The sequence below is a fragment of the Dechloromonas sp. ZY10 genome (assembly GCF_041378895.1).
GTDB classification, from domain to species: Bacteria; Pseudomonadota; Gammaproteobacteria; order Burkholderiales; family Rhodocyclaceae; genus Azonexus; species Azonexus aquae.
On the sequence record NZ_CP144212.1, the window covers coordinates 3,005,982 to 3,032,576 of the forward strand.

General features: G+C 66.2%; 26 protein-coding genes. 13 read left to right on the plus strand and 13 right to left on the minus strand.

Translation table 11 applies throughout. The features are described 5' to 3' along the window. Positions 1-28: 28 nt before the first annotated feature. The gene (locus tag VX159_RS13740; RefSeq protein WP_371323450.1) at positions 29-1,369 is read right to left on the minus strand and encodes a murein transglycosylase A; all 1,341 of its coding nucleotides are present in this window, start codon (positions 1,367-1,369) and stop codon (positions 29-31) included. A 121-nt stretch (positions 1,370-1,490) separates the two neighbouring features. On the opposite strand from VX159_RS13740, the gene VX159_RS13745 reads away from it, so the two are divergent. Then, entirely contained in the window at positions 1,491-2,396 is a 906-nt protein-coding gene (locus VX159_RS13745) for an ATP-binding protein (protein ID WP_371323451.1), read from the plus strand. After that, the gene (locus VX159_RS13750; protein ID WP_371323452.1) at positions 2,393-3,373 is read left to right on the plus strand and encodes a Nudix family hydrolase; all 981 of its coding nucleotides are present in this window, start codon (positions 2,393-2,395) and stop codon (positions 3,371-3,373) included. The genes VX159_RS13745 and VX159_RS13750 overlap by 4 nt, the downstream gene beginning before the upstream one ends. Before the next feature lie 70 nt (positions 3,374-3,443). On the opposite strand, the gene VX159_RS13755 is transcribed toward VX159_RS13750, so the two are convergent. From VX159_RS13755 to VX159_RS13780, 6 genes are read right to left on the minus strand one after another with little or no spacing between them, the layout of a single operon-like run. Then, positions 3,444-3,956: a DUF302 domain-containing protein gene (locus tag VX159_RS13755; protein ID WP_371323453.1), complete on the minus strand. Its 513-nt coding sequence runs from the start codon at positions 3,954-3,956 to the stop codon at positions 3,444-3,446. Beyond that, positions 3,946-6,036: a TonB-dependent receptor family protein gene (locus tag VX159_RS13760; protein ID WP_371323454.1), complete on the minus strand. Its 2,091-nt coding sequence runs from the start codon at positions 6,034-6,036 to the stop codon at positions 3,946-3,948. The genes VX159_RS13755 and VX159_RS13760 overlap by 11 nt, the downstream gene beginning before the upstream one ends. A gap of 23 nt (positions 6,037-6,059) precedes the next feature. Further along, entirely contained in the window at positions 6,060-8,522 is a 2,463-nt protein-coding gene (locus VX159_RS13765) for a TonB-dependent receptor (protein ID WP_371323455.1), read from the minus strand. Next, complete coding sequence (locus VX159_RS13770; RefSeq protein ID WP_371323456.1) at positions 8,519-9,325, minus strand: energy transducer TonB; 807 nt, start codon at positions 9,323-9,325, stop codon at positions 8,519-8,521. The genes VX159_RS13765 and VX159_RS13770 overlap by 4 nt, the downstream gene beginning before the upstream one ends. Beyond that, entirely contained in the window at positions 9,325-10,302 is a 978-nt protein-coding gene (locus VX159_RS13775) for a quinoprotein relay system zinc metallohydrolase 1 (RefSeq protein ID WP_371323457.1), read from the minus strand. Before VX159_RS13775 ends, VX159_RS13770 begins: the two co-directional genes overlap by 1 nt. After that, complete coding sequence (locus VX159_RS13780; RefSeq protein WP_371323458.1) at positions 10,299-11,123, minus strand: quinoprotein dehydrogenase-associated SoxYZ-like carrier; 825 nt, start codon at positions 11,121-11,123, stop codon at positions 10,299-10,301. The genes VX159_RS13775 and VX159_RS13780 overlap by 4 nt, the downstream gene beginning before the upstream one ends. 399 nt (positions 11,124-11,522) lie before the next feature. Between VX159_RS13780 and VX159_RS13785 the strand changes: the two genes are divergently transcribed. The 3 genes from VX159_RS13785 (at position 11,523) to VX159_RS13795 (ending at position 14,676) form a co-directional block, all read left to right on the plus strand. Further along, positions 11,523-13,301: a PQQ-dependent methanol/ethanol family dehydrogenase gene (locus tag VX159_RS13785; RefSeq protein ID WP_371323459.1), complete on the plus strand. Its 1,779-nt coding sequence runs from the start codon at positions 11,523-11,525 to the stop codon at positions 13,299-13,301. Positions 13,302-13,517: 216 nt separating this feature from the next. Next, positions 13,518-14,243, plus strand: coding sequence for a hypothetical protein (locus VX159_RS13790; RefSeq protein ID WP_371323460.1), 726 nt, complete (start codon positions 13,518-13,520; stop codon positions 14,241-14,243). Between the two features lie 118 nt (positions 14,244-14,361). Next, positions 14,362-14,676, plus strand: a complete 315-nt coding sequence (locus VX159_RS13795; protein WP_371323461.1) for a hypothetical protein — start codon at positions 14,362-14,364, stop codon at positions 14,674-14,676. Between the two features lie 90 nt (positions 14,677-14,766). On the opposite strand, the gene VX159_RS13800 is transcribed toward VX159_RS13795, so the two are convergent. The 3 genes from VX159_RS13800 to VX159_RS13810 all read right to left on the minus strand — a co-directional run bounded on the left by VX159_RS13800 (position 14,767) and on the right by VX159_RS13810 (position 17,851). Next, entirely contained in the window at positions 14,767-15,267 is a 501-nt protein-coding gene (locus VX159_RS13800; RefSeq protein ID WP_371323462.1) for a c-type cytochrome, read from the minus strand. A gap of 7 nt (positions 15,268-15,274) precedes the next feature. Beyond that, the gene (locus tag VX159_RS13805) at positions 15,275-15,838 is read right to left on the minus strand and encodes a pentapeptide repeat-containing protein (RefSeq protein WP_371323463.1); all 564 of its coding nucleotides are present in this window, start codon (positions 15,836-15,838) and stop codon (positions 15,275-15,277) included. Between the two features lie 144 nt (positions 15,839-15,982). Continuing rightward, a complete protein-coding gene (locus tag VX159_RS13810) occupies positions 15,983-17,851 on the minus strand; it encodes a methanol/ethanol family PQQ-dependent dehydrogenase (protein ID WP_371323464.1) in 1,869 nt (622 codons plus the stop codon). A 214-nt stretch (positions 17,852-18,065) separates the two neighbouring features. Here VX159_RS13810 and VX159_RS13815 point away from each other — a divergent pair, with 214 nt between their 5' ends. From VX159_RS13815 to VX159_RS13850, 8 genes are all read left to right on the plus strand, one after another. Then, positions 18,066-19,355: a histidine kinase gene (locus VX159_RS13815; RefSeq protein ID WP_371323465.1), complete on the plus strand. Its 1,290-nt coding sequence runs from the start codon at positions 18,066-18,068 to the stop codon at positions 19,353-19,355. After that, the gene (locus tag VX159_RS13820; protein WP_371323466.1) at positions 19,352-19,999 is read left to right on the plus strand and encodes a response regulator; all 648 of its coding nucleotides are present in this window, start codon (positions 19,352-19,354) and stop codon (positions 19,997-19,999) included. Before VX159_RS13815 ends, VX159_RS13820 begins: the two co-directional genes overlap by 4 nt. Before the next feature lie 32 nt (positions 20,000-20,031). Next, on the plus strand, positions 20,032-20,886 hold the full coding sequence (locus tag VX159_RS13825) for a cache domain-containing protein (protein WP_371323467.1): 855 nt from the start codon (positions 20,032-20,034) through the stop codon (positions 20,884-20,886). Further along, entirely contained in the window at positions 20,883-21,143 is a 261-nt protein-coding gene (locus tag VX159_RS13830) for a hypothetical protein (protein WP_371323468.1), read from the plus strand. Before VX159_RS13825 ends, VX159_RS13830 begins: the two co-directional genes overlap by 4 nt. 110 nt (positions 21,144-21,253) lie before the next feature. After that, positions 21,254-22,774, plus strand: a complete 1,521-nt coding sequence (locus VX159_RS13835) for an aldehyde dehydrogenase family protein (RefSeq protein ID WP_371323469.1) — start codon at positions 21,254-21,256, stop codon at positions 22,772-22,774. Positions 22,775-22,938: 164 nt separating this feature from the next. Then, positions 22,939-23,310: a DUF779 domain-containing protein gene (locus VX159_RS13840; RefSeq protein ID WP_371323470.1), complete on the plus strand. Its 372-nt coding sequence runs from the start codon at positions 22,939-22,941 to the stop codon at positions 23,308-23,310. Between the two features lie 22 nt (positions 23,311-23,332). Next, positions 23,333-23,647, plus strand: coding sequence for a c-type cytochrome (locus tag VX159_RS13845; RefSeq protein ID WP_371323471.1), 315 nt, complete (start codon positions 23,333-23,335; stop codon positions 23,645-23,647). Positions 23,648-24,002: 355 nt separating this feature from the next. Beyond that, positions 24,003-24,812, plus strand: a complete 810-nt coding sequence (locus tag VX159_RS13850; RefSeq protein WP_371323472.1) for a hypothetical protein — start codon at positions 24,003-24,005, stop codon at positions 24,810-24,812. 168 nt (positions 24,813-24,980) lie between these two features. Here the strand turns inward: VX159_RS13850 and VX159_RS13855 are convergent, their stop codons facing one another. The 3 genes from VX159_RS13855 to VX159_RS13865 form a co-directional block, all read right to left on the minus strand. Further along, entirely contained in the window at positions 24,981-25,418 is a 438-nt protein-coding gene (locus tag VX159_RS13855; protein WP_371323473.1) for an EVE domain-containing protein, read from the minus strand. Continuing rightward, the gene (locus tag VX159_RS13860; protein WP_371323474.1) at positions 25,415-25,786 is read right to left on the minus strand and encodes a VOC family protein; all 372 of its coding nucleotides are present in this window, start codon (positions 25,784-25,786) and stop codon (positions 25,415-25,417) included. The genes VX159_RS13855 and VX159_RS13860 overlap by 4 nt, the downstream gene beginning before the upstream one ends. Positions 25,787-25,883: 97 nt before the next feature. Continuing rightward, positions 25,884-26,573, minus strand: coding sequence for a helix-turn-helix transcriptional regulator (locus VX159_RS13865; protein ID WP_371323475.1), 690 nt, complete (start codon positions 26,571-26,573; stop codon positions 25,884-25,886). Between the last annotated feature and the right edge of the window lie 22 nt (positions 26,574-26,595).

Below are 26,595 nucleotides of genomic sequence, written 5' to 3' on the forward strand. Positions count from 1 at the left end.
CTTCGTGCGCACCGCCCTGCTCTGCCCATCAACGCGGTGCTGCCTCCGGCGGCAGCAGCACCCACATCCGGCCCGACTGCTTCATCCGCCCGGCCTGTTCGCCGGCTTCCTTGCCGAAGCCCCAGAAGAAGTCGGCACGCACCGCGCCCTTGATCGCGCCGCCGGTATCCTGCGCCAGCATCAGCCGGTTGAGCGGCTGCGCCGAATTGGGGCGGGTGGTGGCGAGAAAGACCGGGGCACCGAGCGGCACCGCGCGCGGGTCGATGGCCAGGCTGCGCTCGGGGGTCAACGGCACGCCCAGCGCGCCCTGCGGCCCGGCATTGGGGTTGCTGGCGTTGCCGTTGGCCGGCATTTCGCGGAAGAAGACGTAGCTCGGGTTACTGTTGAGCAAGTCGTCAAGCCGCGCCGGATTGGCCCGCGCCCAGGCCTGGATGCCCTGCATCGAGGCTTCTTCGGCCTTGAGTTCGCCGCGCTCGATCAACACCCGGCCAATCGACTGGTAAGGGTGGCCGTTCTGATCAGCGTAATTGACCCGGACCAGGCTGCCGTCGGGCAGGCGGACGCGGCCGGAACCCTGAATCTGCAGGAAGAACAGTTCAATCGCGTCATCGACCCAGAGCAGCGGCCGCGCCGGCAGCCGTTCGCCGCGCGCGACGATGTCGGCACGCGACCAGTAAGGCACGACCTTGTTGCCCTCCAGCCGGCCGCGCACGCGCTTGTCCTTGAGTTCGGGGAAGAGCGTGCCGAGGTCGATGGTCAGCAGGTCGTCGGGGACGCCGAGCAAGGGCTGGGCAAAGGTCTTGCTGCGTTCGCGGCTGCCGCGCAGCAGCGGTTCGTAATAGCCGGTGATGGTGCCCTCGAAGACCGGCCGGGCGCCCGCGTTGTTGGCCAGCGCGTAGGGCCGCAACTGGGTCTCGAAGAAGCGCCGGGGGTCGAAACCCGGCTTGCCCTCGCTCTGCCGCGCCAGCTCGCAGACCCGCTTCCAGGCCGCACCGTGCGGCTTGCTGGCGATGCCGCGACAGGATTGCAGGAAGGCCGGCCAGGCGGCCGCCACCTCGTCGTCGCCCCAGCCGGGCAGGTCGGCGTAGTCGGCCGGCAGCAAAGCGCGGCTGAAAGCCGGCGCGGCAACCGGCGCACCAGGGCAAGCCGGACAGGCGGGGCAAGACGCAGCCGCCCCGGCATTCACGGTCGACGCGGTGCAGGCGGCTTTTTCCGGGACGGCATCGGCCGGCGCCCCACCCTTGCCCAACAGGGGCAACTCGGCGCAGGCAGCGAGCAGCAAGGCGCTGCCCAGCGCCAGGCAGGCGCGAACAGAGAGGCGGCGGGGGCGACGGGCGGAAAAACGGGACGATGAGGCGGGCAGCAACATGGCGAACGACGGCAAAAGACGTGAAGGGGTAGCGGGCGGGCTGGCAGCGGCCGGTAGCAGGTGACAAGCCCCGCCCTTGCTCGTTAGAGTGCGTTTTTTTGCCGCAAAGTATACCTGCCCGATGAGCCACAGCCCGCAACGCGAACAACTACTCGAACAACTGCTCACCCGCGCCGAACAGGTGCTGGCGCGTTTTGAAGCCAGCCTGCCGCCGCTGACCCCGGCCCCTGACTGGGACGCCGCCGTCGCCTTCCGCTGGCGCAAGACGCAGGGACGCGGCTGGCTGCAGCCGGTGCGCCATCCGCACCCGATCCGCCTGGCCGACCTCGACACCATCGCCGACCAGAAGGCGCGCATCGTCGCCAACACCCGCCAGTTTGTCGCCGGCCAGCCGGCCAACAACGTGCTGCTGACCGGCGCGCGCGGTTGCGGCAAGTCCTCGCTGGTCAAGGCGGTGCTCAACGAATACGCCGCCGACGGCCTGCGCCTGATCGAGGTGGACAAGGCCGACCTGGTCGACCTTGCCGACATCGTCGATCTGGTCGATGGCCGCCCGGAACGCTTCGTGATCTTTTGCGACGACCTCTCGTTCGAGGCCGGCGAAACCGCCTACAAGGCGCTCAAATCGGTGCTCGACGGCTCGGTTGCGGCGCCGCCGGCGAATGTACTGATCTACGCCACCTCCAACCGCCGCCACCTGATGCCCGAGTATTTCTCGGAGAACCTCGAAACCACCCGCGTCGACGACGAAATCCACCCCGGCGAGGCGACCGAGGAAAAAATTTCGCTGTCCGAGCGCTTCGGGCTGTGGATTTCCTTCTATCCCTTCAGCCAGGACGACTACCTGACCGTGGTCGGCCGCTGGGCGCGGCACTTCGGGATTAGCGATGCAGTGATCGCCGAACACCAGCGCGACGCGCTTAACTGGGCGCTCAGCCGCGGCTCGCGCTCCGGCCGCGTCGCCTGGCAATACGCCCGCGACCTCGCCGGTCGGATCAACGGTCACCTGCCGGGAGCCGGACTATGAGCGCCGACACCGCCAAGATCGTCGAAGTCGCCGCCGCCGTGATGCTGCGCCCCGCCCCCGGCACACGCCTGGGCCAGGAATTCCTGCTCGCGCAGCGGCCGGAAGGCAAGGTCTACGCCGGCTACTGGGAATTCCCCGGCGGCAAGCTGGAAGCCGGCGAAAGCGTGCGCGAGGCGCTGGTGCGCGAACTTCACGAAGAACTCGGCATCCGCGTCACCGCCTGCTCGCCGTGGCTGACCCGACAATTCACCTACCCGCACGCGACGGTGCGCCTGCATTTCTGGCGCGTCACCGCCTGGGACGGCGAAATCGGCATCACCGCCCCGCTCGAACACAGCGCCGTCGCCTGGCAAGCCTGCGGCGACGCCGCCCAGGTCGCGCCGATCCTACCGGCCAACGACCCGATCCTCAAGGGTCTGGCGACGCCGACGCAAATGGCAATCACCCTGGCCGAAGCGGAAGGCGTCGAGCGCACCCTGGAGCGCCTGGAAGAGGCTTTTGAGCGCGGCAGCGACGCACCGCGCCTGATCCAGGTCCGCGACAAAAGCTGGCCGCGCCCGCAGCGGCTGTGGCTGGCCGAGGCGGTGACCCGCATCGCACACAGCCACGGGGCGCTGGTGGTAATCAACGACGACGCCGAAATCGCCCGCCAGGTCGGCGCCGACGGCCTCCACCTGTCGAGCGCCGCACTCGCCGCCTGCGGCGAACGCCCCGACTTCGCCTGGGTTGGCGCCTCCTGCCACAGCGCCGAAGAAATCGCCCGCGCCGGCCAGCTCAACCTCGACTACGCCCTGCTCGGCCCGGTCTTGCCCACCCCGACCCACCCGGAAGCCGCCGGCCTCGGCTGGGAGCGCTTCGCCGCCACCCTCGCCGGCAACACCCTGCCCATCTTCGCCCTCGGCGGCATGCAGCCGGAACTGCTCGCCACTGCGCAACAGCACGGCGCGCACGGGGTGGCGTTGATGCGGGGCTGGTGAAGCACGGGGATTTTCACGGTCGACCTCGGAAAACGCGGTTTTTCGCCGGTCGACCGTAGTTGCGCGAAAGTTAAGGCAACTCCTCGATCACCCTGCTCAGCAGCCGCTGGTAGAGCGCCCTGACCTGCGCTCGCCCCGGCGTGGTCGCGGCCGGCAGGCGCCAGCTGAGGAAGGGATGCGGCTGGCCGGCGGCCTGGCCAAGGTTGAAGGCGAGCGGGCAGAGCGCGAGTTGCGCCGGGTCTTCGCCGAGCAGGATGAAGGCGAGTTTGGCGCTGCAGAATTGCAGGATTTCTCCGCGTTGCAGCGGCGGCGGCTGGCCGATGGCCGGGGCGGTGCGTGCCAGCATTTCGGCAAAGTCGAGCGGCGGGCTGGGCACCAGGCCCTCGCCTTCGATGGCGTCGAGCACCGCACTGCGCACGCTGGCGTAGTCGTACTGCGGGAATTCGCGGTAAGCGAGATCGTCAGCGCTGCTGGCGGCGACGGCGCGGGTGCTCAACAGGGCCGCCAACGCCGCAAGCACCGCCAGCCGGGCGAGGTCGGCGAAGCGGCCGCCGCCTCGCCCGCGTCCGGGTTCAGAAGGCATAGCGCAGGGCGACGCCGGCCAGCCAGTTGCGGCCCGGCGCGGCTTCGTAATAGCGGGCATTGCCGTCGCCGACTACCACCGAGCCAACGTACTGACGATCGAACAGGTTGTTGATGCGGGCATAGGTGCGGATGCTGAGCGGGCCGTAGCTGCGCTCGACGCCAACGCGCAGGTTGGCGATGGCGTAGCCCGGCGCCGGCCGCTGCGTATTGCTGTCCTCGACCTGCATGTTGCTGCGCGCCAAGCCTTCGACCCCGGCGTAGAAGCCGCTCGCCGCATGCCGCCAGACCAGATCGGCGTAGAGCTGCTGGGCGGCGATGCCGGGCAGGCGCTTGCCGGCGTCGACCACGCTGCCACCGGAGGTGGTGAAAGCCTGGTCGTAACGGGCGTCGAGGTAGGTGTAGGCGAGGCGGCTGCTGAAACCGGCGCCCCAGCGGCTGTCGAGCGCCGCTTCCAGCCCCTGACGCTGGGTGCGGCCGGCATTGCGGTAGCTGGTGCGGCCGCCGCTGCTGCTGTCGACCACCAGTTCGTCGCGGGTGTCGATCTGGAACAGCGCCAGGTCGAGCCGGATATCGGCGCCAAGGTAGGCCTTGAGGCCGGTTTCCAGGTGCGTGCTCTGCGCCGGCTTGAGCGCGTAGCTGAAGCTGCCGCCGGGGCCGGAGTAGAACAGTTCGCCAAAGGTCGGCGCCTCGAAGCCGCGCGCGGCGCTGGCGTACACATTCACCGCCGGGCTCAGGCGGTAGAGCGCGCCGACGGTCGGCGTGGTCTTGTCGTACTCGACGCGGCCGCCGTCGTTGCCGTTTTTCAGGTAACGGTCGTCGACCTTGAACGCGACATGGCTGCGGCGCAGGCCGGCATTCACCTGCCAGTCGCCGCGCGCCCATTCGGCCTGCGCGTACTGGTCGAAGCTGGTGACCGTATCGGCCTCGTTGCGGCGCAGCGCGCCGAGCACGCCGAGCGTGTTGCCAACGTAATTCTCGTAGCCCCGGCGGTCGTCGCGGGCGGTTTCGTAATCGGCACCCAGGGTCGTGGTCAGGCGCCCGCCGGCAAGGTCGAAGCGGCCAATCCAGCGCGCCGAGGCGCCGCCGTAATCGCGATCGAAATCGATCACGCCGCCGCTGTGACGGGGATTGGTCTGCGCCGATTTCGGAATCGACTGGTACTGGGTGGTCGAACGCTGGCCGATGTAGGCCGAGACTTGCACGCGGTGCTCGCCGAAGCGGTGCTCGTAGGTCAGCCCGCCCTGGCTCTGCTCGATCTCCTTGCGCGTGTTGTAATCGAGCGCAGCCTGGGCGACGCTGCGCGGATCGGCGCGGAAGCCGCTCCAGGTCTGGCCCAGTGGGTCTTGTGCCGACTGGCGGAAGGTCGACGCCAGCAGGTTGAGCTTGCCGTCCTCGCTCGGCTTGAAGGTCAGCTTGACCTGGCTCTGCTCGCGCTCGGCGCGGCTGTGCTGGCGGTAACCGTCGGTGGCGAAGCGCGAGGTATCGAGCACGTAGCCAACACCTCCGATCTCGCCCCTGGCCGCCAGATCGGCCTTCCAGGTCGCGTCGCTGCCGGCGCTGAAATTGCCCTCGACCACCGGTCGACCGTGACCTTCCTCGGTAAACAGCTGGATGACGCCGCCGGCGTGGTTGCCATAGACCGCCGAGAGCGGCCCACGCAGGACTTCGATGCGTTCGGCGCGGTCGAGGTTGAAGGTCGCCGCCTGCCCCTGGCCATCGGGCATCGAGGCCGGAATGCCGTCGGCGACCAGGCGGATGCCGCGCACGCCGAAGGCCGAGCGGGCGCCGAAGCCGCGCGACGACAATTGCAGGTCCTGCGCGTAGTTCTGGCGGTTGAGTGCGGTAATGCCGGGCACGCTGGCCAGCGCCTCGGAGGCATTGACGCGCGGCTGGTCGGCGTCGAGCCGCTCGCGGCCAAGCACGTCGATGGCCGCCGGCAGGTCGAAGCTGCGCTGTTCGGCGCGGCTTCCGGTGACCACCACCTGGTCGAGAACCAGGTCGGCAGCGCCGGCATGGGTTGCGGCAAAAGCGCCCAGCACAGCGGCCAGGACGGGATGAAAGCGGAGATGCGGGGTCATGATCGTTCCTTGGCGAAAGCGGGTCAGAAGGCGTAGCGGAAGCCGATCCAGGCGGTGCGCGGCGCGCCCGGGGCCTGGAAGCTGCTGTGGAGCAAGGTGGTGTTGTCGCCGCTGGCGGCGAAGGGGCGGGCAATGAAACTGCCGTTGGCGGTGAGCGCGGTGGCGCCAAGTTGCGCGGCGCTGGCATAGCGCCGGTCGAACAGGTTGTAAACCGAGGCGAACACGGTCAACGCCGGGCTTGGGCGATATTTGGCGCCAAGGTCGAAGAGCGCGTGTCCCGGCACCCGGCCGCTACCCAGGTAGCGGACGCCGTCGGCCTGGTGCAAGCCGTTTTCGTTGCCGCGCGCCAGGCTGTCGGACACCGCCAGCATCCCCAGACTGAGCGCCAGCTGCCCGCTGGCCTGCCACTCGGCGCGCAGGCGCAACTGGTTGCGCGGGCTGAGCGGCATCCGGTTGCCGGGGCGGATCGCGATGTTGCCGTTGGCGTCCTGGCTGCTGTTGGCGGCGCCATTGACCGTCTCGGCACTTTCGAAGGTGGCGTCGAGATAGGTGTAGTCGGCGCTCAGGCGGACGCTGCCGAGCTGCGCGCTGGCGCCGAGTTCGGCGCCCTGGCGGCGGGTCTCGCCGAAGTTGCGGAAGTAGCCGAAGCCGTTGGCCTGGCCGGCGACGAACAGGATGTCGTCCCGGTTGTCGGCGCGGAACACCCCGGCGTGCCAGCGGTACTGGCTGTTGCCGCCGCGCAGCCCGGCTTCCCAAGTTCGCGTCACCACCTGCTTGAGCGGCGGGTCGCCGGCCATCGCGTTGGGCAGCTTGCAGGGGTTAGCCGGGTCGGCGCAGCCAAGTTCGACTGCCGTCGGCGTGCGGCTGCCCTCGTTGTAGCCGGCGTACAGCGTCAATGTCGGCAGCGCTGCGTAAGCCAGACCCAGCGCCGGGTTGAAACGGCTGAAACGGTGGTCGCCGTCGAGCGAACCGCGCTGGCCGCCGGGGGTGATCTGGTCGCGGTTGCGTACCGTGGTGCTGTTGAAACGGCCGGAGACGGTCAGGTGCAGGCGCTCGAACAGGCTCAGCGTATCGGTCGCGTACACGCTCCAGGTCTGGGTCCGACCGCGTAGGTCAACACGGCTGTCGATCGGCTGGCCGTCGTCGCCGGTATAGCTGCCGTCGGCGTAGGCAGCGACCGGGACGATGCTGCGGTCCGGGTTGAGGTAGCCGAACTGCGCGGATTGAGTGAAGTGCATCCGGCTGCTGTCGTAACCCGCGCCCAGCGTCCATTGGTTGCGCTGGCCGGCGATTTCGCCAAGGCGGGTCAGCTGGCCGCTCCAGCCGTAGTTTTCCTGGGTGGTCTGGCTGCGGTTGATCAGGCCGTTGCACTTCTCGGCCGGCTCGTCGGCGAGCAGCACGTTGGCCAGACAGCGCCAGTAGGGAAAGGGGGTATTGGCGGCGCTCGCGCCGCTGGTCGGAAAGCCGCGGTAACCGGCCGCAGCGAGCGCCGTGCGCTCGGCGGCGCTCGGCTGATACACCGACTGGTCGAGCGAGTCTTCGTTGATGTCGCCGTTGTAAGTCGTGGTCCGCACCCGCCGGTAATAGAGGTTGCCGGCGAGCAAGGTGTCGGCGTTCACGCTGTGCTTGCCTTCGAGGTTGAGGAACAGCGAGCGGTTGCGGGTTTCGTCGGGCTTCGAATAGACGCTGCGCCAGTCGCGGTCGAGCTGGCGGACATCCTGCAGGCCATTGCCGGTCAGCATCGTGCGAGCCAGCGCGACGGTCAGCGCCAGATCGGTGGCGCCGCCCTGCCAGCCGAGCTTGCCGAACAGCTGACCGAGGCGGCTCGGCGAATCGTCGCGCCAGCCGCCGTCATGCGTCGTGTTGCCGGTGACGAACCAGTGCAGGCCTTGCGCGTTGCGCCCGCCATGCTCCAGCGTCAGCATCTGGCGCCCGTAGCTGCCAAGCCCGAGCTCGACCGCCGAACCGGCATGGCTCAGGCCGCTCTTGGTGTGCACCGCCAGCGCGCCGCCGAGCGTATTCAGGCCATAGACCGGATTGGAGCCAGGCATCAGGTCGATCCCGGCAATCGCCGAACGCGGAATCAGGTCCCAGCTGACGACATCGCCGAAGGGCTGGTTGAGGCGCACCCCGTCCATGTACAGCGACAAACCCTGCGGCGTGCCGAGCAGCGGTGAGGCGGTAAAGCCGCGATAGCTGAGATCCGCCTGCCAGGGGTTGCCCTGGATGTCGTTGAGAAAAACGCCGCCGAGCTGCTGCTGGAGCAGGTCGGCAAGACTGCCGCCAGGGCGGGCCGCCAACGCCTCCGCCCCCAGCCGCTGCACCGGCGCCGGGATCGCATCGCGCGGCAGGCCGAGTCCGGGCAAGGGGGTGGCGCCCATCACCTCGACCGGGTTGAGCGTCAGGGCCGGCTCGGCGGCCAGGGCGGTGCAGGCCAGCGCGGTCAGCCAGGCCAGACGGCGCGGATGGGGAATTTGTCTCTTCATGTCGTTTTTCTCAGCTTGTAATGAATCGGAATCACCACCTGCAATTCGCCGCCTTCCCAGCGCTCGGGCAGCGGCGGAAAGTCGCCGTGGTCAGCCAGCCGGGCCAGCGCATGCTGGTCGAGCACCTCGAAGCCGCTGGAACGGTCGAGCTGCACTGCCAGCAGGTTGCCCTTGCGCGCAATCCGCAGGCGCAAGCGCACCTCGCCCTCCCAGCCGCGCAAGGCGGCCAGCCGGGGGTAGTCGCGCGGCGCCGAAACCAGCGCCTGCAACTGCCGGCGATAGGCATCGAGCAAGGCCTCGCCGGCGCCAGCAAGCACCGGGCCGGGCAGCGGCGGATTGACCGCTTCCGCTGCCGGTGCCAACGGAGCCGGGGCAAGGGCGGTGAGCACTGGCCCGCTGCTGGCGCTGATGGCATTCGCCACATTCGGCGCCGGGAGGCTGGCCGCTGCCGGCAAGGCGGCGGACGCTGTCGGCCGGGCCTCGGCGCGGCGGCTCAGCAGCGCAGGCGCCGGCCGGATCAGCGGAGCAGCGGCCACCAGCGCTGGCGGCGCAGCCGGCCGGCGCGGCAGCGGGGCCGCAGCGCGCTGCCGGGTGGGTGGCAACTGCTGAGCAGTCGTGGTGGCCGACGGCCGGGCGAGTACCGCCACCAGCGACCGGTGCTGGCTGGCACCGCGCTCGCCAGCGGCCACCGCCAGCGCCCCCGGCCGCTGCCGGAGATCGGGCAGGCCTAGGAGCAACAGGCCGTGCAGCCCGAGCGAGAGCAGCAAAATGCAGCTAAAACGGCGGTCGACCGTGTTTGGCATCAAGGTTTCTCCGCCAGCACCCGCGCCTCGATGGCCGGGAACCAGTGTTCGACCGAGCGCCGGTATTCGCGCTGCGCCAGCGGCAAGCGCGCCAGTTCCGGCGGCAGCGGCCGCTGCAGCACTTCGCTCATGTCCAGCCCGGCGCGGGCATCGGCTTCCAGCTGCGCGGCCAGCCAGCGCAGCCAGGCGCGGGTCTGCAGAATCGGCGCCGCATCGGCGCTGACCGGGCCGTGTCCCGGCACCAGCCGGGTAAAGCCGGGGGCATGGGTCAGCGCCTGCAGCGTATCGAGCGCCGCCAGCCAGGCGCTGATCTCGGCATGCGGCGTGGTCGGCGCCCGTTCATGGAAAACCAGGTCGCCGGCAAAGATCACGCCGCTGGCGCGGTCGATCACCACCAGATCGGCATCGGTATGCCCGGCCAGCGCCCGCAGTTCCAGCGTGCGCCCGGCAACCTCCAGCGTCCCGGCAGCGAGATCGCGGTTGGGCGTCTGCACCTCGGTCCCTTTCAGCCAGTCGCCGCTGAGGCGGTACAAGTTTTCGGCGAAGGCATTGCCCTCGGCGGCGATGCCCTGGCGGGTCGCCGGCAAGGCGGCAATCGGCAGATCGGCAAAGGCCTGATTGCCGAGGAAATGGTCGGGGTGGTGATGGGTATTGAGCAGCAGTACCGGCGGCAGCGGTGTCACCCGGCGGATCGCAGCGCGCAGTTGCTCGCCGTAGCGGCGCGACGGGCCACTGTCGATCACGATCACCCCGTCGCGGCCGACAATGAAGCCGATATTGACGATGTTGCCGCCGTTGCGGGTATCGAAATCCTCGCTGGCACCCGCCAGCACATAGACATCGGAGGCGATTTGCTGCGGCTGCAGGCGGTAATCGAAGGCCTCGGCCAGCGCTGCCGGCAGGCTGGCGCTGCCGAGCAGCAGCGCGGCCAGCAGGCGGCAGAGCAGTTCGTGGCAGAAAAACTGGCGACAGCTCATGGCGCGATCCGGGTGCTGAACTGGTTGCCGTTGTTGTCGCGGCCGCTGGCCTCGACCGCCCCGTGGCCGAGGCCGCCGAGGGTGAACACCGGGTTTTCCGCGACCGGCTCGGCCGGCTGCACGCGCAGCAGGCGCTGGCCGGCCGCGTCGCGCAGGGTGATTTCTTCCAGGAAAAAGGCCGGAATGCCGGCGACCAGCCCGGTATCCATCGGGTGCACGATCTTCAGCCGCAGACGGCCGGCGTTAGGGCCGGTGGACCATTGGCGCGCCGCCACCTGGTTGAGCTGCGCCTGCCACAGCGGCGAACCGGAGCCGAGCGACGGCGTGGTGCAGCCGCCGCCGGCGGTATTCACCCAGCTGCCGCCGACGTGCCAGACACCATCGCGGGTCCGGGCAGCGGCGCGCACCGGCGTCGATTGCTGCAGCTTGATGCGAAAACCGAGGCTGGCCGGAACCGCCTCCGGGTAGAAACGCAGGATTTCGACAATCGGGTTGAAGTCGGCGAAGACGATCACCTCCTCGACCCCGGCCAGTGCCGAGGCATCGACGCTGATCGGCACCTGCAGCGGGTTTTCCGCCAGTTCCGGGGCGCTGACCTTGACCTGCGGATCGAAGACGAACGGGGCATTGCCGATGAACTGGCGCTGCATCTCGCCCCAGCGTGCCGAAGCCAACGGATCGCCACGATTGGCCATTGCAGCCGCCGGCGCCAGAGCGCCACGCTCGGTCCCGATCACGGTGCCGCTAGTCAGCGGCAGCAGCAGGGTGCAGGCCAGCGCCCACACCACCGCCCGCCAGGGCAGATGGATGCCTGTTGTCATGCTTGTCTCTCTCCGGTGTCCCTCGATGCGGGGAATCTGGACGAGAGGTTGCAAAGCCTGTGCCACGTCCGGCACAAACCCGGCCAAGCCTTGCCGGAGTGGGCTTAGCCGGGTTTGCGCTGGCGCCGGAGGATGCCCGACAGCCGCACATTGCTCCACATTTGAACAGCTGTTGCTCAACGCAGCAGCGAACTGTATCGCCGCCGCTGCCCATGCGGCGGCCCCCAACGGGACGATCCCTCGCAATCCCATGCCCAGCAAGGGATTGCCAACATTGACCGGACGATGGCACAGGGTTTGCAGCCTGCCCTTCGCCTTTCGCCGTGGGTCCCCAGCTCACCCGGAAGCCCGCGCAGGCGGCACCCCGCCGCCGGTATCGCACAAAACAGGAGACATTCCATGCACAACACCCATCCCCTTCGCCGCTCGCTGCTGGCCACGGCCCTGGCTGCCGCCCTGCTCGCCGCGCCGGCCGCGCAGGCCGGCGTTACCGATGCCGACATCGTCAATGACGCCAAAACCAACGGCGACGTCGTCAGCTTTGGTCTCGGCACCCAGGGCCAGCGCTTCAGCCCGATGACCCAGATCAACACCAAGACGGTCAAGAACCTGGTCCCGGCCTGGTCGATGTCCTTCGGCGGCGAGAAACAGCGCGGCCAGGAATCGCAGCCGGTGATCCACAACGGCAAGATGTTCGTCACCGCCTCGTATTCGCGGCTGTTCGCCATCGACGCCAAAAGCGGCAAAAAACTGTGGAAGTACGAGCACCGCCTGCCTGACGGGATCATGCCCTGCTGCGACGTGATCAACCGGGGCGCCGCGCTCTACGGCGACCTGGTCATCTTCGGCACCCTCGATGCCCAGCTGGTCGCGCTCAACCAGAACACCGGCAAGGTCGTCTGGAAGGAAAAGGTCGGCGATTACGCGGCCGGCTACTCGCTGACCGCCGCCCCGATCATCGCCAAGGGCAAGCTGATTACCGGTGTCTCTGGCGGCGAGTTCGGCATCGTCGGCCGCGTCGATGCCCGCGACCCGCTGACCGGCAAGCTGGTCTGGACCCGCCCGACCGTCGAAGGCCACATGGGCTACATCGTCCAGAATGGCGAGAAGGTGGAGAACGGCATTTCCGGCACCACCAACGCCACCTGGCCGGGCGACCTGTGGCAGACCGGCGGCGCGGCGACCTGGAACGGCGCCACCTACGACCCGGAAACCAACCTGATCTTCGCCGGCACCGGCAACCCGGCCCCGTGGAACAGCCACCTCCGCCCCGGCGACAACCTGTTCTCGTCCTCCACCGTGGCCATCGACGCCGACAGCGGCAAGATCGTCTGGCACTACCAGAACACCCCGCACGACGGCTGGGACTTTGACGGCGTCAATGAATTCGTCTCCTTCGACTACAAGGACCCGCAGACCGGCAAGCTGATCAAGGCTGGCGGCAAGGCCGACCGTAACGGCTTTTTCTTCGTCAATGACCGGACCAACGGCAAGCTGCTGGGCGCTTATCCCTTCCTCAAGAAGATCACCTGGGCCACCGGCTACGACATGAGCACCGGCCGCCCGATCTACACCCCGGACGGCCGCCCGGGCAACCCGGCAGATGAAGGCGATGGCAAGAAGGGCAAGGTCGTCTTCTCGGCGCCCTCCTTCCTCGGCGGCAAGAACCAGCAGCAGATGGCCTACAGCCCGCAGACCGGTCTTTTCTACATCCCGGCCAACGAATGGGCGATGGACATCTGGAACGAGCCGGTGGCCTACAAGAAGGGCGCTGCCTACCTCGGCGCCGGCTTCACGATCAAGCCCCTGAATGATGACCACATCGGCGTGCTGCGCGCGCTCGACCCGGCCAGCGGCAAGATCGTCTGGGAAAACAAGAACTACGCCCCGCTCTGGGGCGGCGTGCTGACCACCGCCGGCGGCCTGGTCTTCTACGGCACCCCGGAAGGCTACCTCAAGGGCGTGGACGCCAAGACCGGCAAGGAACTGTGGTCCTTCCAGACCGGTACCGGCATCGTCGCACCGCCGGTCACCTGGGAACAGGACGGCGAGCAGATGATCGCCGTCGTCACTGGCTGGGGCGGCGCCGTGCCGCTGTGGGGCGGCGACGTCGCCAAGCGCGTGAACTACCTCGAACAAGGCGGTTCGGTCTGGGTCTTCAAGCTGCACAAGAGCTAACCCTGCTCTCCCCGGGGCGGCCTCCCTCCGCCCCTTTTGCACGGCCCCCTGCTCCGGCAGCGGGGCCGTTTTTTTTCGGACCAAACGCGAAATGGGTAGAGCCAAGCGCAGCGGCAAGATGCCTCCGAAGGTGTATGCTCCCGGACTTTTTGGCCAACTGGCAGCGGCTCGCTACCGAGCAAGCCGCCTGCATCGCCCACAACTCGGTAATCACCCATGTCTTTCCTGAAACGCTCCTTCCTGATGGCCACCCTGGCGGCGATGCTGGTGACGGTGGCGCCCGCCGTGCAGGCATGGTCGGCGCCGGCGGCTTGTTTGCTGGTCGGGCTGGTTGATTTGCAGCGTTTGCCCGACGGTTCACTGACCGATAACCCCGCAGCAGCGGATCAAGAGCGTTACCAGCAACTGGCCCGCGAGGCACGGGCGCGAATTGCGGCGACGTTTGGTTCGACCAGCGCCCAGCCGATTCTGGTGTTTTTCAGCCGTCCGGAGGGTTTCGGGCCGTTCCGGCTCAATCCTTACGGCAGTACGCCTTTCATCGGCAGCCGCGCTTGCGTGCTGGTCGGCCCGCAGGGGCAGAACGTCGATGTCCTCGCCCACGAACTGATGCATGCCGAGCTTCATCATCGCGTCGGCTACCTGCAACGCTTCCTTGAAGTGCCGGCCTGGTTTGACGAAGGGGTGGCGATGCAAGTCGATTACCGTCCGCGCTACGCACGGCCACTGGAGGCTACGCCCGGCGAACCCGTGCGCAGCCTGAGCAGTTTTTCGGCATTTTTCAGCGGTGACGAACAGCGCATCGTGCGCAATTACACCGCCGCCAGGCGGGTGGTTGCGGGCTGGCTGGAGAAGGTCGGCACCGCATCGCTGTACGCGCATCTCGAACGCCTGAGAAACGGCGAGTCGTTTGCCCAGGTGATTGGAGCGCTGGCCGGGGAATAAGACGCGCACCGGGCCGCAGTAGCGGTCCGGTTTCCGCTATCCTTGATTCTCCGAGCGCTGGCGTCCGGCAACCCGGCACACACCATCGCACAAAACAACGCCCCAGCCCAGAACCCGAATGCCCTACCGCCTCCTCGCCGCGCTGGCATGTACCGCCTTTTCCTGGCTGGCGCTGGCCGCCAGCTGGCGCTCGCAGGCACCGCTGTGGCTGGCGGCATGGGCACTGTATGCGCTGATTCTCGGGTTCTGGATCAAGGACAATCACGCGCCGAAGCCGCTGCTGCTGCTTGGCACACTGCTCGGCGGACTGTCGGTGCTGACCTCGCCCTTCTTGCTTGCATTGCTCTGGGCCTTGCCGGCGATTGCGCTGATGCTGCATGTGCTCCGCTGTTCGTGGCGGACACCGGCCACAAGCCAAGGCGGGCAGCACTGATTGAACGCCGCCCGCACGGCAAGCACACGGTCAACGGCTAAAAATTCGATTTTTCAGCGGTTGACCGTGCGTGAGACCCGCACCGCAACGTCAGCGCTTGCGCGCCTGCTGCTCAATAAACAATTGGATCGCCCAGGCCAGTTCCTGGGGCAGGATGCCGTCCCAGGCCGGCATGTGGGTGACGCCGACGATCACCTTGCCCTGGCGCACGCTTTTGGCGAAGTAGGCGTCGTTGTCGCGCTGGCACCAGGCTTTGAGCTCCGCATCGTCAATCCGGTGGCAGCTGCGGTTGAGGTTGCGCAAATCGGGCGCGGGTGCGGCGTTGGTGCTGGCGTCGGCGCCGTGGCAACGGGCGCAGGCCTGGCTGTAAGCTGCCTGACCTGGCGCCAAGGCCGTTTCGGCAGCGGCCTGCCCACGGTAAGGATTGGCCGCCTGCCACGCTTTGCCGAGCGCCGGCAGCGCAGCCGCATCCACTTGCGGGGCTTGCGCGACCTCGGCCCGCAGCGTCCCCGTGACCAAACCCAGGCCCAAGCCCAGCCCCAACAGCAGCGCCGCCGCGCGGCGGCCGCAGAAAAACGCATGGAATGACATAAGCACCTCACCAGTCCTTGGGGTCCGGGCAGCCGGTGCAGCCCGTGAAATCGGCGTCCTGGAAGACGGTAAAGCGTCGGTAACTACCGCTCAGGTCGGCGCCGCGCAGATTGACCGTAAAGAACTTGGCCTCCTGCAGATTGCTGTGGGTCAGCCGCGCGCCTTGAAACCAGGCGAAATTGGCCTTGGCCGCTTCGAGATTGGCACCGGTCAGATCGGCATTGCTGAAATCGGTGCGGAACAGGCGGGCAAACTCCAGATCAGCCCCGACCAGCCGCGCCCCGCGAAAGGTGGCGGTAGGCGCTGCCGCCTTGTTCAGGCGGGCAGCAGTGAGATCGGCACCGTCGAAATTGGCGCCGGCCAGATTGGCGCCGGTAAAGTTGGCGCGGGCCAGCTGGGCGCCAGAAAAATCGGCCCCGGCCAGGTTCCTCCCGGCCAGATTGGCGTGACGCAGGTCGGCACCGCGACACTGGGCATGTGGCCACAGGCCGCAACCATTGATCACCAGCGTTTCTTCGCCGGCCACCACGGTCAACGGCAACAACAGGGCAAAAAGGACAAGACGACGCATCGCAGCGGCCTCCTGATGGACGCGGGCGCCAGCCACATGCGCTGGGCCCGGTGAACGAAATGACTGAGCCGGTACCCATGCAGCACCGGCCCCGCCCGGAGCGCCACTCGACTACGCAGCACTCCGCCCCAGATCATTGGCCGCTCAGCGCTTGGCCGATTTGGGCAGCTTGAACACCCACATCGAGCCGCCCTGCGTCACCTGCTTGGTCAGGTCGGCCATATCGCCGCCCCACAGCGGCACCGCACCGCCGTAGCCGGACTGGATACCGACAAACTGCTCGCCGTCCATTTCCCAGGTAATCGGCACCGAAACCACGCCGGAGCCGGTCTGGAACTTCCACAGTTCCTTGCCGTTCTTGGCGTCGAAGGCTTTGACATAGCCATCGGAGGTGCCGGTGAACACTAGGCCGCCGGCAGTGGTCAGCGTGCCCGCCCAGAGCGGGAACTTCTCCTTGTGCTCCCAGGCGATCTTGCCGGTCTTGGGATCGATGGCGCGCAAGGTGCCGACGTGATCGTCAAACAGGCGCTTGATGCGGAAGCCCTGGCCGAGATAGGCGTTGCCGGCCTTGTAGGTCAGCTTTTCGGTCCAGTAGTCCATCGCCCAGTGGTTGGCCGGGATGTAGAACAGTTCGGTCTGCGGGCTGTAGCTCATCGGCATCCAGTTGGTGCCGCCCAGGAAAGGCGGCGAGACAAAGACCGATTCGCCCTTGTCGGCCCCGGCCTTGGGCAATGGCGGCCGGTTACCGGCTTCAATCGGCTTGCCGGTCTTGAGGTCGAAGCCCTTGGCCCAGGTGATCCCTTCGACAAACGGCCAGGCCCCGAGCAAGGCATTCGGCTTGTTCGGATAACCGGCGCCGTCGGAAAGCTTCTCGCGGTCGGTGACGAAGAAGAAACCGTTGCGGTCGGCATGCGCCGAAGCCTTGACCAGCTTGCCGGTCTTCGGGTCTTTGTATTCAAAGAGCACCACCGAGTTGTTGCCGGAAAAATCCCAGGCGTCGTTCGGCGTGTGCTGGTAAAAACCTTTCAGCTCGCCGGTGCTGGCATCGACATAGGCCTGACCGGAGGTGAACAGGCTGTCCCAGTTGCGCGGATCGTCGCCTTCCTTGGTCCGGTGCCAGGTGTTCCACGGCGCCGGGTTGCCGGAGCCGATCACGACCATGTTCTTGTCCACATCGTAACTGGCGGTTTGCCACGGTGCACCGCCGCCGTGGTGCCAGGCTTCGACCTTCTTGCCATCCGGCCCTTCCGGCCAGCTCGGCGCCTTCGGGTCGCCGGTCGGGGTGCTTTCCTTCCCGTTCAGGCGGCCCATATGGCCTTCGACCATCGGCCGCGCCCAAACCTCCTCGCCGGTATCGGGATCGCGGGCAAACAGATAGCCGACGACGCCGAACTCATCACCGGACGAGCCATGCACCAGCAGCACCTTGCCGCTCTTCTGATCCTTGACCACGAAGGGGGCGCCGGTCATCGTGTAGCCGACCTTGTGGTCACCGAACTTCTTGCGCCAGACCACCTTGCCGGTATCTTTGTTGAGGGCGACGATGGCCGCATCCAGCGTCCCGAAGTAAATCTTGTCGCCATAGATCGCGGCCCCCCGGTTGATCACGTCGCAGCAGGGACGGATGTCATCGGGCAGACGCGCTTCGTATTCCCACAGGCGCTTGCCGGTGCGCGCATCGATGGCAAAAATCCGCGAGTACGATGCAGTGACGTAGATCACGCCATCATGGACCAGCGCCTGCGCCTCCTGGCCACGCTGTTTCTCGCCGCCAAAGGAAAAACTCCACGCCGGCACCAGATCCTCAACGTTCTTGGTATTGATTCTGGTCAGAGTGCTATGCCGCTGCGCCTTGAGGCCGAGGCCGTAGGAGAGCACATCGCCCGGTGTTTTATCGTCATTGAGAATGTCTTCCCAACTGACGCTCTTGCTGGCCAGCGCCGGTGCGCTGCAGGCCAGGGCAACCAGACCGGCAAGCAAGGTCTGGCGAAAGGAATGGCGTGGGGTGGTCATGATTTGAGTAGTCTCCGGATGTTGTTCGTCAGGCCTGAACGCTCGGTTGGGCGGTGGCTTGCCTGTCAATCGCGACAGGTGGAGCGAGTATAGGAAGCAGCTTTTGCCGCCGTCTCGGGAGGCCTGCCCGCTCAATTCGGGAAATTTTCCCGACAACGCTGGCCGCCGGTACGAAACCTGCAGACAAGACGGCATTTCATGGACAGGAATCCGCATGGACCTGCGCAAACGACTCCTGCTCTGGCTGGGCAGCCTGCTCGCCGGGCTGCTCTTGATGGTGGCTGCGAGCAGCCTGTATTCACTGGTCAGCGACATCCGCAGCGAAGTTTCGGCCTCCGAGCGACTGGTCGCCTTTTTGATTGCTGCAAGCCAGGAGCCGCCCGCAAGCAGCGAGCAGCTACAAGCGCAACTGCGCGAGGCCGGCTTGCGCCACGTCAAGATCGCGACTCATCCCGAAGCTGTGCAACCCGACGACCAATCGGCCCTCTCCCGCCTGCTCGGGGCCAGTCCGCTGGTCAGCCCGCCACATCCACTGCGTCTGGGGGCGCATCAATTCTGGATTGCGCCGAATCCGCAGTCCGAAATCGAAGAGCGGCTGGCGAGCACTGTTCGACTTTGCATCACCCTGTTGTTCTATTCTGGAGCAACGCTGCTCGCCGCCTGGTGGGCGGCCGACCGGGCGCTGAGCCCGGTGCGCGAACTGGAGGCCGGCCTGCGCCGGCTGGCGGCCGACCAGCCCTGCGCCCTGCCGGCCTTTGCCCTGCGCGAGTTCCGGCGCGTGGCGCAAGCCATCGAGACCCTGGCGCAAGCCCTCGACACTGCCCGCGCCGCCCGCCAGCAACTGGCGCGCGACCTGCTCAGCGTGCAGGAAAACGAGCGGCGGACACTGGCAAGGGAATTGCATGACGATTTCGGGCAGAACCTGACGGCCATCGGCTTGACCGCCGCCCATCTCGAACGCCGTGCCGGGCAACTCACCGCCGAACAGCTGACTACTTGCGCCCGCGAACTCAAGCGCGATGTGCGCCAGATTCGCGAGCAACTGCGACAGATGCTCAAGCGCCTGCGTCCGCACGGACTCGATGCCGCCGGTCTGAGCAGTGCGCTGCGCGAGCTGGTCGATGGCTGGCGGCAGCGGGAAACCGGCATCGGTTTCAGCCTGGAGATCGCGGCAGACCTGCCGCCCGTAGACGCGGAGGAAGCGCTGGTGATTTATCGGATCGTGCAAGAAGGGCTGACCAATGTCGTGCGCCACAGCGGCGCCACGCACTGCGGGATCGTGGTCGGACATGCGCCGGACGGTCTGTTTGTCCATGTCGCGGACGATGGCAAAGGCCTGCCCGAGGTGGGCATCGCCCGGCGCGGCGGACTGCTCGGCATGGAAGAACGCCTGGCCATGGCCGGCGGCCACCTGCGCGTGAACCATCGCCCACCGCACGGCCTATCCCTGGAAGCCTGCCTGCCCCGCCCGCATCCGCCCCGTACGGATAAGGAGGACGCATGATCCGCATCATTCTGGTCGATGACCATGCCGTGGTCCGCTCCGGGTATCGCCGCCTGCTCGACCATGAGCCGGGCTTCGCAGTGATTGGCGAAGCCGCGAGTGCCGACGAGGCGTATGCGCTGGTCGTCCAGCAAACCCCCGATGTGGCGGTGGTTGACCTCAGCCTGCGCGGCAGCAGCGGCCTTGAAGCGATCCGCCGCATTCTGAGCCGGGCACCGCAAACCCGGATTCTGGTGTTGTCGATGCACGAAGGCGCCGGCCATGTCACCCAGGCCCTGCGCAGCGGCGCACTCGGCTATTTGACCAAATATAGCGAACCGGAATGCGTGATCGAGGCGATCCGCAAGGTCGCCCACGGTCAACGTGCCTTTTCCCCCGAAATTGCCCAGGTCCTGGCCGATGAAGCACTTGCCGGAGAGCGCCCCCTGGCCGACCTGACCCCGCGCGAATTCGAAGTGCTGCGCCTGCTGGCCCATGGGGAATCGGCACTGGGTATTGCGCAATCGATGCACTTGAGCCCCAAGACCATCCTCAATTACCTGTCGCTGATTCGCCAGAAGCTGGATGCGGAAAGCGACTTCAAGCTGCTGCACCTGGCGGCTCGCCACGGGCTGGTCAATCTACCCAGCCCGCGCAGCTGCTGACCTTTATTTGATAAACACACCCGGAGACTGCCATGCCCCCTCGTTCCCTACGCGCCCCGCTGCTTGGGCTGACCCTGACCCTCGCCACCGGCGCCGTTCTGGCCGCCGAACACGCCACCCCGCGCGAGGCCCGCGCGCTGTTCGACCAGGCGGTGCGCTACCTGCAGGCCAACGGCCCGGAGAAGGCGTGGCCGGCGTTCAACAACCGCAAGGGCCCCTTCGTGCGCAAGGACCTCTACGTGTATGTGATCGACCGCCAGGGCACCTACGTCGCCAACGGCGCGGCACCGGAGGCGCTGGTCGGACTCAAGGTACTCGACAGCGTCGATGCGGCCGGTAATCCGCTGTTCCGCGAAATGCTCGCGGTCACCGAGAAACAGGACGAAGCCAAGATCCGTTACGTCTGGCTCAACCGCCAGAGCAACCACGTCGAGCCCAAGGTGGCCTGGCTGCACCGCGCCGGCGACTACGTGCTCGGCGTCGGCTACTACGCGCCGCGCTCGACCGCCGACGATGCGCGCAAGCTGCTCGATGCGGCCAGCGCGCAGCTGCGCCGGGTCGGCGCCGGCAAGGCCTTCGCCAGCTTCAACGACCCCCGTGGCACCTTCGTCCGCGACGACCTTTACGTTTTCGCGGTCGACCTGCAAAACGGCCAATTTCTGGCGCACGGAATGAATCCCCAGCTGACCGGTACCGATGCCGCCAGCCTGCACGATGTCGAAGGCCGGCCGCTGGTGCAGCAGATGATCGAACTGGCCAGGAGCAAGGGCGAAGGCACGGTCGATTACGTCTGGCGCAACCCGGTAACCAATGCCGTCGAGCAGAAGCGGACTTTCGTCCGCCGCGAACAGGACAGCCTGATCGGGGTCGGTTTTTATCGCGAATGACCCGTCTCCTGCCTCTCGGCGGCGAAAAAACCCCTTGCGCCCCGTTCGGCCCACGCCGCGCGGGGCATTTTTTTACCTGCTCCGGGCAACTGGAGCAAATCTGCTCCAAATCTGAACAAGTGTTGCGGGCAGCCCCCGGGCAGATCGCCCGCAACGGCCGAACCGCGCCGAACAAAAACATTCAACGCACTGATTTTAATGGTTTTCATGTCGCCAAGCCAGCAAACGGAACGGGCTGGCACGGCCCCTGCAATTAATCCGGCACGAGCCAGCGCCCGGCCGAGGCCCCAGCTTCCTCCTCCCCGGCTCCGGCCAGGCGTGCGGCTCGACATTGTTCGCAAACACTTAACAGCAGATGGAGACAAACATGATCTACGCAGCCCCTGGCACCGCCGGCGCCAAGATTGCCTACAAGGCAAAATACGACAACTTCATCAACGGCAAGTGGACGCCGCCGGTCAAGGGCGAGTACTTCGACGTCCTGACCCCGGTCAATGGCCAGGTCTACACCCAGGCCGCCCGCTCTACCGCCGAAGACATCGAACTGGCGCTGGATGCCGCCCACGCCGCCTTCCCGAAATGGGGCAAGACCGACGCGACGACCCGCTCCAACATCCTGCTCAAGATTGCCGACCGCCTCGAAGCCAACCTTGAACTGCTGGCCTACGCCGAGACCGTCGATAACGGCAAGCCGATCCGCGAAACCCTGAACGCCGACATCCCGCTCGCCGTCGACCACTTCCGCTACTTCGCCGGCTGCCTGCGCTCGCAGGAAGGCGGCATTTCGGAAATCGATGAGAACACCATGGCTTACCACATCCATGAGCCCCTCGGTGTTGTCGGCCAGATCATTCCCTGGAACTTCCCGATCCTGATGGCCGCCTGGAAGCTGGCCCCGGCCCTCGGCGCCGGTAACTGCGTCGTCCTGAAGCCGGCCGAATCCACCCCGATCTCGATCCTGATCCTGATGGAGCTGATCGCCGACCTGCTGCCGCCGGGCGTGCTCAACATCGTCAATGGCCTCGGCCGCGAAGCCGGCATGCCGCTGGCAACTTCCAAGCGGATCGCCAAGATCGCCTTCACTGGCTCGACCGCCACCGGCCGCGTCATCGCCCAGGCCGCTGCCAACAACCTGATCCCGGCCACTCTGGAACTCGGCGGCAAGTCGCCCAACATCTTCTTTGCCGACGTGATGGACAAGGACGACGGCTTCCTTGATAAAGCCATCGAAGGTCTGGTGCTGTTCGCCTTCAACCAGGGCGAAGTGTGTACCTGCCCGAGCCGCGCGCTGATCCAGGAATCGATCTACGACAAGTTCATGGAACGCTGCCTCAAGCGCGTTGCTGCGATCAAGCAAGGCTCGCCGCTCGACACCGAAACCATGATCGGCGCCCAGGCCTCGCAGTTGCAGATGGACAAGATCCAGTCCTACCTTGCCCTCGGCAAGGAAGAAGGTGCGCAAGTGCTGATCGGCGGCGAACGCGCCCAACTCGGTGGCGACCTGGCCGGCGGCTATTACATCCAGCCGACGCTGTTCAAGGGCCACAACAAGATGCGCATCTTCCAGGAAGAAATCTTCGGGCCGGTGCTCGCGGTGACCACCTTCAAGGACGAAGCCGAAGCCCTGGCCATCGCCAACGACACCCTCTACGGCCTCGGCGCCGGCGTCTGGAGCCGCAACGGCAACGTCGCCTACCGCATGGGCCGCGCCATCCAGGCCGGCCGCGTGTGGACCAACTGCTACCACGCCTACCCGGCGCACGCTGCCTTCGGCGGCTACAAGGAATCCGGGATCGGTCGCGAGACCCACAAGGTCATGCTCGACCACTACCAGCAAACGAAGAACCTGCTCGTCTCCTACACCGAGAGCAAGCTCGGCTTCTTCTGATCCCCGACGCAGCCGGTGCGGTGCCTGTGGCCGAAAGGGCTGCAGGCACGTCTGGCCCGGCCGCTGACACCGAGCTCCACTTGCCCAGTTCTCAATGCTTGCGGGCAACGTTTACGGGGGCGGGCAACCGCCCCCTTTTTTTCCGCCAGAAAACCGGAGAAATCATGGTTGACCGTGTCACCGCCACCCCAGCCGCACTGGCCCTGATCGAACAGCTCAAAGCCACCCATGGCCCGGCGCTGATCTTTCACCAATCCGGCGGCTGCTGCGACAACAGCGCCCCCAACTGCTACCTGCCGGGCGACCTCGCCATCGGCCCCTACGACATCCACCTCGGCGAAATCGGCGGCGTGCCTTTCTACATCAACGCCGGCCAGTATGAGTATTGGAAGCACACCCAACTGATCGTCGATGCCGTCCCCGGCGCCAGCGACAATTTTTCTCTCGAATGCGGCACCGGCCTCTCCTTCCTCAGCCGCTCCCGCCTGTTCACCGATGCCGAATGGGCCGAACTCCAGGCCGCCGGCCTGGTTTGACTCCGTCCAAGGATTTTTGCTCATGCACAAACTCAGTCTTCTCGCCCTCAGCCTGTTCCTGCTCGCCGGCTCGGCCGCCCACGCCAGCGAAGCCATCGTCAAGAAAGCCCGCTGCGTCGCCTGCCACACCATCGACCAAAAGCGCGTCGGCCCCGCCTACCAGGACGTTGCCGCCAAATACAAAGGCGACGCCAAAGCCCCCGCCCGCCTCTTCGACAAAGTCCGCGCCGGCGGCGCCGGCGTCTGGGGCGACATCCCGATGCTGGCCCACCCGGCCGACAAGATCAGCGACGACGACCTCAAGGCGGCGATTGCCTGGATTCTGGCGCTGCACTGATTTCCGTTCGGCTTGGCTTAACGCCGAGCACCTAGCCCCCCCAGCCGTCCGTACCCTGCGGGCGGCTTTTTTACGCCCTTGGCCGATGGAAACCGCTGCTCAGACAGGCGCAATGGCGGTTGCCACGGGTTGCCGTTCAAAAGATGGCGATTAAACAAACAGCATCATTACAATAGCAAACTGCCCGCTTTCAGCCCCTTGCCCACCGCCGCAGCAATGCCTTTTCGTCAAAACGCCGAACCGGCCAGGGCTGCAGCTTGTGTCCTGCAGGCCAGCAGATGGGACAGGCACCGGCTCGAAGTTCCCCGGCAACAACTGTTTCTCCAGATCCACAGCCAAGAGCCGTAGTCCTCCTATGCGCATTCCACTTCATTTTGCCTTGCTTCCCATTGTTGCCTTCCTTGGCGGCTGTAGCCTTCTTCAAGCCGGAAAGCTTTACGCGCCAGAGACCTTCGGCTTCGTCCCCGTCACACCGAACATTTATGTTGAACAAGCCGCCGATGCCGCCACAAAAACGAAATTGCGCGAGGCGATGGACAAAGCCAAAGATGTCATTACAAACACCTTCGGGGACACCAAGGCCAGTCCTACCGTATATGCTTGCATCACCGAGCATTGCTTCTGGGCGGTTGGAGGGAGAGGAGCTATCGCGAAGGTCTACGGCGACCGGATTATTCTTTCGCCTCGCGGACTGAACTGGCACTTCATCGCGCACGAATGGTCCCATGCCGAAATGAGTACTCGTTTAACATTACTCGCGTGGCAGCGCATGCCCCAATGGTTTGACGAAGGGCTTGCTGTTGCCGTCAGCGAAGCGCCGGAGCACTCCGAATCACACTGGCGGTTTCTTGTTGCCGCCAGTATTCCTCGTCCGACGCGAGAGGAGTTGTACTCCTTCAAGTCCCTGCAAGACTGGCTCGACGCCGTTGGGCGGTATAGCGACAATAAGAATGCAGAACGCCGAGCGCTTGGAAAAACCGAAATCCATAGCCTCTATGCAGCAGCAGGACATGAGGTTCGCCCTTGGGTTGCCGGAGTCGGAACGGCAGGCATCTTGGCATTCATAGGAAAGATGAATGGCGGTGAAACCTTCGAGGCTGCCTATCAGACGGCTAACCCAGTGGCGCAGGGGACGCAGGGCAGTGCCCCTGACTTTAACCGTTGAAGCTGCAGAGAAACGAGAGAGTCCGGGATTCTGTGTAAATAGCTTCGTCCAGAGACTGCAGCCACTGCCCTGCCCTCTACGCCAGGGAAACCACAGGGGCAACTATCTACGCAGGCGAAAAACCCCGGCACTCGGAGCCGGGGAACGGGGGATTTGGGGGTCTGGCAGCTAGCCTGCTGCTGCGGGTGCTTTTGCTGCCATGGCGCAGGCGATCAGTTCGAAGTCATGGGCTGAGACTTCGAACAGGCCAAAGCGCAGTTGATAGCCCCAGTTCTTTTTCCCGGCCGAGAATTCCAGCCGCTCCAGCAACGGAGTGATGGGCGTGGGTCGAGCCGCCGCCCAGCGCACATCCCGGCGAAAGGGGAGAAAGCCGCCGCCCATGTCCGCTTGGTAAGGCTCCCCGGCCAATACCCGGCCCAGGGCGGTGAAACAGCGGAGTGGCGTTTTCCCGCCGAATTTCTCGGTCGGCGAGTAATAGACCACCTGATCCCCCGGCCGGATCCGCCGCAGAGGCGCCGCCTTGCCGTGACAGACCTGCATGAAGCCACCGGCCTGACCGATGCGGACATGTTCGGCCGAAGCCACCGCGATCCAGTTGCGGCTCATGCTTGGCTCGGGGAGAAAACGCGAAGGCGGTGGCCATCCGGATCGAGGCCGAGGAAGGTGAAACCGAAATCCATGCGGGTCGGCGTCTGGGCGATGACGATGCCTTTCGCGGCCCATTCGGCGTAGCAAGCCTCTACCGCTGCGTCGTCCGCCATGGCAAAGGCCAGTTCGCTGCTGCCCGCCCCGGCAACCGCCTTGGGTGCCACCGTTTCTCTCGCCCAGAGCCCCAGCATCATGCCGTTGTCCAGGGCGAACATGGCAAAGGTCGGCGATGCCTCTACCGGCGGTGCGCCCAGAAGCTGGGTGTAGAAGGCCGCGCTGGCGACAGGGTTGGCGACGTACAGCAGCAGGAAGTTGGGATGATTCATGGCGATGCTCCGATCAGGTTAGTCAAGCCGGCCAGTGGTGGCCGATCGATGGAGCGATCGTAAAAGCAGGCAGTGACAGTTTCTGTCAGCAGTCGAATTACTGGCCGGGAATACCTTCCTGTTGCCGCCACCGCCGCAGCAGCGCCTGACGGCGCTCGGGGTAGCGCGCCTCCTCGATCGATAGGCGAGCGATGCGGTCAATGCGGAAATGCCGGAAGTCCTCGCGCAGTTCGCACCAGGCGACCATGACCAGGCAGCGGTCGAAGAAGCCCACCGCGCAGGGCCAGACCGTGCGCAGGCTTTCTGCGCCTTGCACGTCCCGGTAGCCTACCTGCAGCTTGCGCTCAGCCCGGATGGCGGTGCGGACCTGAAACAGCAGCTGATCAACCGGGCTGGCCTGATTTTCCGGCCCGACCAGCAAGGCGGAGCTTTCCGCCTCGTGTCGCAGTTCCGGCGGCAGCACCGCTGTAATTTTGGCCAAGGCATTCTTGGCGGCCTCCCCCAGCCGGGGGTCGCCTCGCTCGGCCACCCAGCGCGAGCCGAGGACCAAGGCCTCGATCTCGTCCGCTGAAAACATCAAGGGGGGAAGGACAAAGCCCGGCCGCAGGATGTAACCCAAGCCGGCTTCGCCCTCGATATGGGCGCCCTGGCCTTGCAGTGTGGCGATATCCCGGTAGAGGGTACGCAGACTGACCCCGAGTTCGGACGCGAGAGCTTGGCCGGCAATCGGTTGGCGATGGCGGCGGAGAGTCTGCATCAATTGCAGGAGGCGTTCGGCGCGAGACAAGCGGCTGATCCTGTTCAGAATC

Coding starts and splice junctions, on each gene's coding strand:
- VX159_RS13790 (WP_371323460.1), top strand. CDS start 13,518: ATGTCTTTCCTGAAACGCTCCTTCCTGATGGCCACCCTGGCGGCGATG.
- VX159_RS13810 (WP_371323464.1), bottom strand. CDS start 17,851: ATGACCACCCCACGCCATTCCTTTCGCCAGACCTTGCTTGCCGGTCTG.
- VX159_RS13765 (WP_371323455.1), bottom strand. CDS start 8,522: ATGAAGAGACAAATTCCCCATCCGCGCCGTCTGGCCTGGCTGACCGCG.
- VX159_RS13775 (WP_371323457.1), bottom strand. CDS start 10,302: ATGAGCTGTCGCCAGTTTTTCTGCCACGAACTGCTCTGCCGCCTGCTG.
- VX159_RS13780 (WP_371323458.1), bottom strand. CDS start 11,123: ATGACAACAGGCATCCATCTGCCCTGGCGGGCGGTGGTGTGGGCGCTG.
- VX159_RS13750 (WP_371323452.1), top strand. CDS start 2,393: ATGAGCGCCGACACCGCCAAGATCGTCGAAGTCGCCGCCGCCGTGATG.
- VX159_RS13840 (WP_371323470.1), top strand. CDS start 22,939: ATGGTTGACCGTGTCACCGCCACCCCAGCCGCACTGGCCCTGATCGAA.
- VX159_RS13800 (WP_371323462.1), bottom strand. CDS start 15,267: ATGTCATTCCATGCGTTTTTCTGCGGCCGCCGCGCGGCGGCGCTGCTG.
- VX159_RS13825 (WP_371323467.1), top strand. CDS start 20,032: ATGCCCCCTCGTTCCCTACGCGCCCCGCTGCTTGGGCTGACCCTGACC.
- VX159_RS13845 (WP_371323471.1), top strand. CDS start 23,333: ATGCACAAACTCAGTCTTCTCGCCCTCAGCCTGTTCCTGCTCGCCGGC.
- VX159_RS13815 (WP_371323465.1), top strand. CDS start 18,066: ATGGACCTGCGCAAACGACTCCTGCTCTGGCTGGGCAGCCTGCTCGCC.
- VX159_RS13855 (WP_371323473.1), bottom strand. CDS start 25,418: ATGAGCCGCAACTGGATCGCGGTGGCTTCGGCCGAACATGTCCGCATC.
- VX159_RS13770 (WP_371323456.1), bottom strand. CDS start 9,325: ATGCCAAACACGGTCGACCGCCGTTTTAGCTGCATTTTGCTGCTCTCG.
- VX159_RS13785 (WP_371323459.1), top strand. CDS start 11,523: ATGCACAACACCCATCCCCTTCGCCGCTCGCTGCTGGCCACGGCCCTG.
- VX159_RS13850 (WP_371323472.1), top strand. CDS start 24,003: ATGCGCATTCCACTTCATTTTGCCTTGCTTCCCATTGTTGCCTTCCTT.
- VX159_RS13795 (WP_371323461.1), top strand. CDS start 14,362: ATGCCCTACCGCCTCCTCGCCGCGCTGGCATGTACCGCCTTTTCCTGG.
- VX159_RS13805 (WP_371323463.1), bottom strand. CDS start 15,838: ATGCGTCGTCTTGTCCTTTTTGCCCTGTTGTTGCCGTTGACCGTGGTG.
- VX159_RS13745 (WP_371323451.1), top strand. CDS start 1,491: ATGAGCCACAGCCCGCAACGCGAACAACTACTCGAACAACTGCTCACC.
- VX159_RS13740 (WP_371323450.1), bottom strand. CDS start 1,369: ATGTTGCTGCCCGCCTCATCGTCCCGTTTTTCCGCCCGTCGCCCCCGC.
- VX159_RS13860 (WP_371323474.1), bottom strand. CDS start 25,786: ATGAATCATCCCAACTTCCTGCTGCTGTACGTCGCCAACCCTGTCGCC.
- VX159_RS13755 (WP_371323453.1), bottom strand. CDS start 3,956: ATGCCTTCTGAACCCGGACGCGGGCGAGGCGGCGGCCGCTTCGCCGAC.
- VX159_RS13830 (WP_371323468.1), top strand. CDS start 20,883: ATGACCCGTCTCCTGCCTCTCGGCGGCGAAAAAACCCCTTGCGCCCCG.
- VX159_RS13835 (WP_371323469.1), top strand. CDS start 21,254: ATGATCTACGCAGCCCCTGGCACCGCCGGCGCCAAGATTGCCTACAAG.
- VX159_RS13760 (WP_371323454.1), bottom strand. CDS start 6,036: ATGACCCCGCATCTCCGCTTTCATCCCGTCCTGGCCGCTGTGCTGGGC.
- VX159_RS13820 (WP_371323466.1), top strand. CDS start 19,352: ATGATCCGCATCATTCTGGTCGATGACCATGCCGTGGTCCGCTCCGGG.